This is a genomic window from Nonomuraea sp. 10N515B (assembly GCF_052245915.1).
Lineage (GTDB): Bacteria > Actinomycetota > Actinomycetes > Streptosporangiales > Streptosporangiaceae > Nonomuraea.
Genome location: NZ_JBQQBQ010000011.1, coordinates 295,120 through 301,489 on the forward strand (window position 1 = coordinate 295,120; position 6,370 = coordinate 301,489).

Annotated in this window: 8 protein-coding genes and 1 tRNA gene; 7 read left to right on the forward strand and 2 right to left on the reverse strand. The window is 66.1% G+C overall.

Annotated features, from left to right (window positions below):
* The first annotated feature begins 58 nt into the window (after window positions 1–58).
* Window positions 59–376, forward strand: coding sequence for a hypothetical protein (locus tag ACTWQA_RS19505; protein WP_443160602.1), 318 nt, complete (start codon window positions 59–61; stop codon window positions 374–376).
* A gap of 278 nt (window positions 377–654) precedes the next feature.
* Window positions 655–728, forward strand: a tRNA-Ile gene (locus ACTWQA_RS19510).
* Here the strand turns inward: ACTWQA_RS19510 and ACTWQA_RS19515 are convergent.
* Window positions 726–2,201 carry a tyrosine-type recombinase/integrase gene (locus ACTWQA_RS19515; protein ID WP_443160603.1) on the reverse strand — a complete coding sequence of 492 codons (1,476 nt, stop codon included), beginning with the start codon at window positions 2,199–2,201 and terminating at the stop codon, window positions 726–728. The genes ACTWQA_RS19510 and ACTWQA_RS19515 overlap by 3 nt on opposite strands.
* Here ACTWQA_RS19515 and ACTWQA_RS19520 point away from each other — a divergent pair.
* From ACTWQA_RS19520 to ACTWQA_RS19540, 5 genes are all read left to right on the forward strand, one after another.
* Entirely contained in the window at window positions 2,173–2,751 is a 579-nt protein-coding gene (locus tag ACTWQA_RS19520; protein WP_443160604.1) for a TnsA-like heteromeric transposase endonuclease subunit, read from the forward strand. The two genes, ACTWQA_RS19515 and ACTWQA_RS19520, sit on opposite strands and share 29 nt — an antisense overlap.
* Window positions 2,744–3,391 (forward strand): hypothetical protein, encoded by a 648-nt coding sequence (locus ACTWQA_RS19525; protein WP_443160605.1) that lies wholly within the window; start codon window positions 2,744–2,746, stop codon window positions 3,389–3,391. The genes ACTWQA_RS19520 and ACTWQA_RS19525 overlap by 8 nt, the downstream gene beginning before the upstream one ends.
* Window positions 3,392–3,483: 92 nt before the next feature.
* Window positions 3,484–4,194, forward strand: a complete 711-nt coding sequence (locus ACTWQA_RS19530) for a hypothetical protein (protein ID WP_443160606.1) — start codon at window positions 3,484–3,486, stop codon at window positions 4,192–4,194.
* A gap of 134 nt (window positions 4,195–4,328) precedes the next feature.
* Complete coding sequence (locus tag ACTWQA_RS19535; protein WP_443160607.1) at window positions 4,329–4,709, forward strand: hypothetical protein; 381 nt, start codon at window positions 4,329–4,331, stop codon at window positions 4,707–4,709.
* Between the two features lie 89 nt (window positions 4,710–4,798).
* Window positions 4,799–5,713 (forward strand): hypothetical protein, encoded by a 915-nt coding sequence (locus ACTWQA_RS19540; protein WP_443160608.1) that lies wholly within the window; start codon window positions 4,799–4,801, stop codon window positions 5,711–5,713.
* A 226-nt stretch (window positions 5,714–5,939) separates the two neighbouring features.
* Here the strand turns inward: ACTWQA_RS19540 and ACTWQA_RS19545 are convergent, their stop codons facing one another.
* Window positions 5,940–6,227, reverse strand: a complete 288-nt coding sequence (locus ACTWQA_RS19545) for a hypothetical protein (protein ID WP_443160609.1) — start codon at window positions 6,225–6,227, stop codon at window positions 5,940–5,942.
* Window positions 6,228–6,370 lie beyond the last annotated feature (143 nt).

Sequence of the window (6,370 nt, forward strand, 5' to 3'; positions counted from 1 at the left end):
CCGATCCACCGACAGTGGATGCGTCCCGAACACCTCCGAACTACAAGGAGAGAACACCATGGTCGCCATCATCGTCGTCCTGCTGGCTCTGCCGATCGGTTTGCTGATCCGCAACCGGCTCGGCGCCTACCTGGCATTCGCCGTCGTCTTCGCCCAGGTCTACACCTTCCAGACGGGACTCCTGGTCATGGAGTGGACCAACGGCGCGACCGCGGCCTTCCCGCGCAGCACCTCGCCGGAGCTGCTCGACAGCAGCATCGGCTACCTGGCCTTCACCTCGGTGGTCTACCTCGCGGGGTTCGGGCTGGTGACGCTCGGTCACTGGCTGCGCAGCCGACGCCGCCACAACGCCGAGGAAGTACGGCTGGACCGCTGACCGGCCCCCTCCATGTGCCCCGCCACCCCTCAGCAGACAGCGACCCCGCCACCAGCCCCCAGTCCTCGCTCTACGGGTGCACTCGACCTGAAAGAGCCGCGGATACGATCGACTGAGGGTCCGCTGACGTTGCGGAGCGTGGAATGATGTCCGGGGGACCTTGTCTCCCGTCCGGCGGGGCACCAGAACGGGATCGGATGCTCTAGCCTTAGCCATGCACGAGGCTCGGCATGATCGGATCGGCTTGGTCTCTGCCGCGCTTCACACAACTGAATCCAGGGGCGGTAGCTCAGCCGGTCAGAGCATCGGACTCATAATCCGTGGGTCGTGGGTTCAAGTCCCACCCGCCCTACTCTCCCACTCCAGGCTGTACCTGGAGGTTCCTTGATCCCGCCAAGTCGGCGGGTCGGCGGTCTCCCAGATGGGAGACCGTAGGGAGACCGCCAGTTTGGGACGCCTCCCCCACGGCGACCGCCCGAGGCACCAGAACGGCACTCGCTTCGGCCGCTTCCCGCGCCACTTCCGGCAGCACCGTTGTGTAAAGATCTGCCGTGATCGACACGCTCGAGTGCCGCAGCATCGCCGACGTCGTCTTCATGTCGTTGCCGGCCGCCAGGGACAGTGTGGCCGCGCCGTGGCGAAGGTCGTGCAGCCGGATCGGCGGCAGGCCGTCCGCGAACGCCAACCGCTCGAAGTGCTCACTGACCCAGTCAGGCGTCAACTCGCTGCCGTCCTCGCGCGCGAAGATCCGGCCTGTGTCCGTCCACGCCGATCCCCACGCCAGCCGCTCCTCGTTCTGCCGGGCCTTGTGCGCCCGCAGGACGGCGACCGTGACCTTGTCCAGCGCAACCACCGCGTCCGACGACTCTGTCTTCGGCGATCCCTCCTTCACCTCCCGGCCGACGTTGGTGAGCTGCTTGGCCGTGGCCAGCAGACCTTCGTCCAACTCGCCGTCGATCCAGCGCGCACCGCACGCCTCGCCACGACGCAGGCCTCGGAACGCGATCAGGTGATACAGGGCGTACAACCGGTCAGGCGCCGCATAGTCGAGGAAGGTACCGAGCTGAACTGGCGTCCACACCATAACCGGCGACGGCCGCGGCGTCGCCAGCCACACCTTGAACCTCTCCAGCGGCTTCTTCGCCTGAACCGGGGCGGCCCGCTCAGCGGCAAGACGCTTCTCGTACGCGACGCTGAACGCCTCCACCCGCGCCTTCGTCCAGACCACCCCCTTAGCCTTCTTCCCCGCGTCCAGCTTCACCAGCTCGGCGGCGTTAAAAGTGACGACGTGCTCCCGTTTCGCGGAGGCCAGTACCGTGCGGATCGTCGCCCTGATCCGTTGCTTGGTCACTGGCCCGGTCGGCCGCTTCCCGCGCACCGACGCCCGGACCTGCGGATCGTCGGAGGCGCGTGCGGCAAGCAACGCCTCGTTCTTCTCGTCGATCCGGGTGAATACCTGCTCGACCACAGGCACGAACAGCCGGTCCAAGCGCACGTCGGCGAGAACTTCGCGGATATGCGTCTGCCAGTGTGAGACGTAGCTAAGGAGCGTGCTCTCCCGGATGTCCTTGAGGTTGCGACGCCGTTCCACCCAGTCGTCCCAATACTCTCCGAACGTGATCGACTGGAGCGGTTGCCCGGCCTTGAACTTCCGGCGGAGTTCCTCATAGTCGGGCAGCGGCGCCTGCTTCTTGTGCGCGGCCCGGATCATAGCCAGGATCTCCATCCGCGCCTCATGCCCACCAGAGCCGGCGTCGGGAATGTCGAGCAACCGCCCTGCCTGCTGGTAGCCCTCGATGAGGTCAGTCTCCGTCGCGAACCACATCGGGTACGAGTCATGGGTCGAGCGCGACCACCTGGTCGCGCTCGACTTCGACCCCGCGGTGACCACGATCGTGTCGCAGCCGTTGTGGCTCCTTTGGTTTGCCCGCGGGAAGATCCGCCGGCACGCACCCGACTTCCTCGTGCAGACGGCCGGCGGCGTCCTGATGCTGGACTCTCGCCCGCTGGACCGGATCGCACAACGCGATCAAGAGGCGTTCGACGCGGCAGAGGCAGCCTGCGGGCAACTGGGCTGGCGCTACGCCGTCTGGGGGCAGATGGATGGGGTGCTGGTCGCCAATCAGCGGTGGTTGGCTGGTTACCGACATCCGCGATGTTTTGACGAAGCGCTGGCTGCGCGGCTGCTATCCGTCTTTGTCCGTCCGCGCGGGTTAATGGCGGGGGCCGAGGAGGCCGGAGATCCCATCGCGTCCCTGCCGGTGCTGTTCCATCTGATGTGGCGTCACCACCTCCTGGCCGACCTATCGCTGGTTCTCAGCGATCGCACCATCGTCGAGGCTGCTTCGTCGCGAGTGGGGAACTGGCATGGCTGAGCGTCCGGGCGTCCTGCGAATCAATGACCGGGTGGTCTTCAGCGGCACCGAGCACACCGTTGTGGCCTTGTCAGGCAACACGGTGCGGCTCCTGTCGGCTGCCGGAGAGACGACCGTGGTTGCCTTGCCCTATCTGCTGTCGGCCGAGGACTTCAGGACTGGCCAGCGGGTCAGGATCTCCCCGCAAAGCCTGTTGGAAGCACTGCCCGAGCACGTGGCCGAGACGGCGCAGTTCTGGGAGCGGCACCTGGTCGAGATGGAGACCGGCCTGCCCCCGAACGCTCCCGAGGGCACGACGCCCAAACCCGAGTACGACCCGCTCGCCTGCTCGATGACGGAACGAGAGCGGGCGAAGGCCGCAGAGCTCAGCGCGGCAGGGATCAACGCGAGTATCCGCACAGTCCAGCGGATGCGCAACCGCTACCGGGAGCAGGGACTATGGGGCCTTGTCGACACCCGCTATGCCCGGCGCGCCAAGCCCACCGGCAACGTTGATCCACGCGTGGTCGCCGCCGCGGTTGCCGTGATCGAGAAGAGGTGGAGCATGGGCCGGGCGTGGTGCCCATGCCCTCGACGGCGACCTGTTATCGCCTGCTGGAGGCACTGTCGGCCGGGAGGCACACATTCGGGTCGGCAGTGACACGACGGCAAACCGCCAACCGGCCCACCGGATCTTTCACCGTCACAGTCGCGGCCCGCCCTGGGGAGCAGGTGCAACTGGATACGACGCCGTTGGACGTGATGGCGGTGATGGACGACGGGGTGATCGGCAGGGCGGAATTGGTTGCGGCGGTGGACGTCGCCACACGCACGCTCTGCGCCGCGGTGTTGCGGCCGGTCGGGGCGAAGTCCGTGGACGCGGCGTTGTTGCTGGCAAGGATGATGGTGCCCGAGCCGATGCGGCCGGGCTGGGACCAGGCGCTCGCTATGTCGGTGTCCCGTATCCCGCACGCCCGGCTGGTGGATCTGGACACGAGAATGGCGCTGGCCGCGGCCAAGCCCGTGATCGTCCCGGACACCGTGGTGGTCGACCACGGCAGAGTGTTCATCTCGGAGGTGTTCCTTCGAGCGGCCAGCACGCTCGGAATCTCGGTGCAGCCTGCTCACCAGCGCACTCCCACCGACAAAGCGATCATGGAGCGGACGTTCGAGTCGATCAACACGCTGTTCTGCCAGCACGTGGCCGGCTATACCGGCCGCGACGTCACTCGCCGGGGCTCCGACGTCACCGACCGGGCCGTGTGGTCGCTACCGGACCTGCAGGAGCTGCTGGATGAGTGGGTGGTGGCCGGCATTACCGACCGCGGGAGTCGGATCCATGCTCTGAACTGCGGCTATTCAGAAACTACATGTTCGCGACGAGGGCTGTGGGATGCAGCCTGTGTGGGCGTGTCACATAGGAGCGGCCCCGCCCATCGGGTTGGGACACTGTTGGCATATTGATCAACCGGTCATGCTGCAGGGCGTAGCGCTGCGAAGTGGGAACGGCGATGGGAGCGTTGGTGTCGGGGATGACGGGGCAGACAGCAAAGATCGAATCGCGTTGTGGCAGATGCGAGGACATCCTTGTCCGTCAGGTGAACCAGTTCATCGACCGCGGGCAGCTGTGTTGGGATGTCGAGGTCGCCTGCGAGTCCTGCGGTACTGGCTGGTGCGAGCAATTCGGTTCAGGCGAGACGCCGGAGAATATCCGCAGTGCCCTGCTGGCGGAGCATGGCCCCAGCCGGCTGTGTGTGGTCGGTCCGGTGCCGAGCCTGGTCTCGGTCTTGAAGGTTCTGCGAGAGGTCTGGGAGGTGTCGCTTCCCCGAGCTCGTGAACTCGCCGACGAGCTCACTGACACCGGCTTTGTAGGGACGCTGGTGGAGATGGAGTTTCTGAAGATCCGGCTGCGAAGCCGTGGCGTCGCAGCCGAGGTGAGGTCCGATGGCAGCCTGGAGAGTGAGCCGATTCCCTCGTAGCGAGTCTTTGATCAATCTGCCAACAGTGTCTCGGCTTGGTGAGCGGGGCCGAGCATGCGGGGCGGCTGCCGTCAGGGTGCCTGTTGCGGGTGGGCGAGTTGCGCTTCGAGGTCGGCGACGCGTCGGTCTTGGAAGCGCACGTTGGAGCGCGCGGCCTGGAGACGTTCGTCGAGGCCGCGGTTATTGGTGGTGAGCTGACGGACCCGTTGCTTGAGGGTGGTGTTTTCAGTAGTGACGCGCTGGATGGCTTCCTCGGTCCACTCGGCTTCCAGGTCGCGGACCTGGCCGAGGAGCTCCCCGATGCGGGTCCGTTGGGTGATGATCTCGGCGCGGGCTGCTTTGAGGGCGTCTTCGGCGCGGTCGACCTCATGGCCCACATCCTGGCCGACCGCCTTGAATCGGTCGAAGAGATTGTCACCACCCACGTGGTCGTCGGCGGCGGCATGTCACGCGGCTCGCTGCGTTCGCTGGTCGAAACGACCGACGCCATCAAGGCGGGAGGCATGACCTACCACGACGGCGACTGGCGCCCCGGCATGCCCGCCCGCCACACCGCGATCACGCTGCCCGGACAGTCGGAGGCGACCCCGGTGATGGCCTTCCCCGTGTCGGAGGTAGTGACCATCCCCCGTCATATCCGCGTCCGGCATGTCCAGGGGCTGACCGAGGCGGCGTTGGGCGCCCAGCTGAACACCCCGCTCACGCCAGAGATCATCCAAAGCCTGCCTGAAGGACCCGATGAGGACAGCCGACGCACCCAGCACTTCACCTACGTGCTCGACGCCACCAGTACCGACGGCCGCCGCGCCCGCGGCATCGTCCGGGGTCCCGACACCTACGGCATTACCGCGGTGATCGCCGTCGAAAGCGCCCGCCGTCTCATCGCCGAACCTGCCAAGCCGGGAGAACTCGCACCCGCCCAGGCATACCACCCGACCGCCTTCCTCGACTTTCTTATCCCGCATGGGATCCAGTGGATCGTCGAGGACGCGCCGGCAACCTGACAATGAGCCTTCTCCGGCAACAATCAGCCATGGTGTGTGATCGTCTGGGCAGTCGTCGGATCCCGATCAGGCCCAGCTCTTTCCCGACCCTCTTCGGGCTAGCCCCCGAAGACCTGTAGATCAGCTACCTGGCGGCTGGGGACACGTTCGGGAGCTGAGGGCCACGATTTCCCAGAGTTCGGGCGAACTGAAGGTTCCTCACGCTGAATCCAGGGGTCTTCAGGCTTCATGGACGATTTTGACCCTTGGGTTCGTCTCGACTGGCGGGGTCCTGTTCCTCCGCAGTGCTCGTCAAGAGCCGCTGGGCGGCGTCGGCGTAGCGGATGGCGGTCTTGGGATCGAGGCCGAACACCGCGGCAAGGTGGAGAGGGTCCGGGCCGTTTGTCAGAGCTTCGTCGAGTTGGCGATGGACGCGGAGCCGTTCCAAGGTGGCGGTATGGCCGCGGAAGGAGTCGGTGAGATGGACCTTGCTGACCGGGCCGGTCTCCATCGCGGTCTGCTGGTTGATGATCAAATGCGGGTTGGCGGTGTGTCAACGGTCACTGAGTTCTCCCCGTAGGCGGCCTGGAGTTCTCCCCGCTGGCGGCCACGAAGGTCTCCCCAACGGCGGCCATTTATCTCCCCACCGTTGGTGCCGGTCTGGTTAGCTGAAGGGCT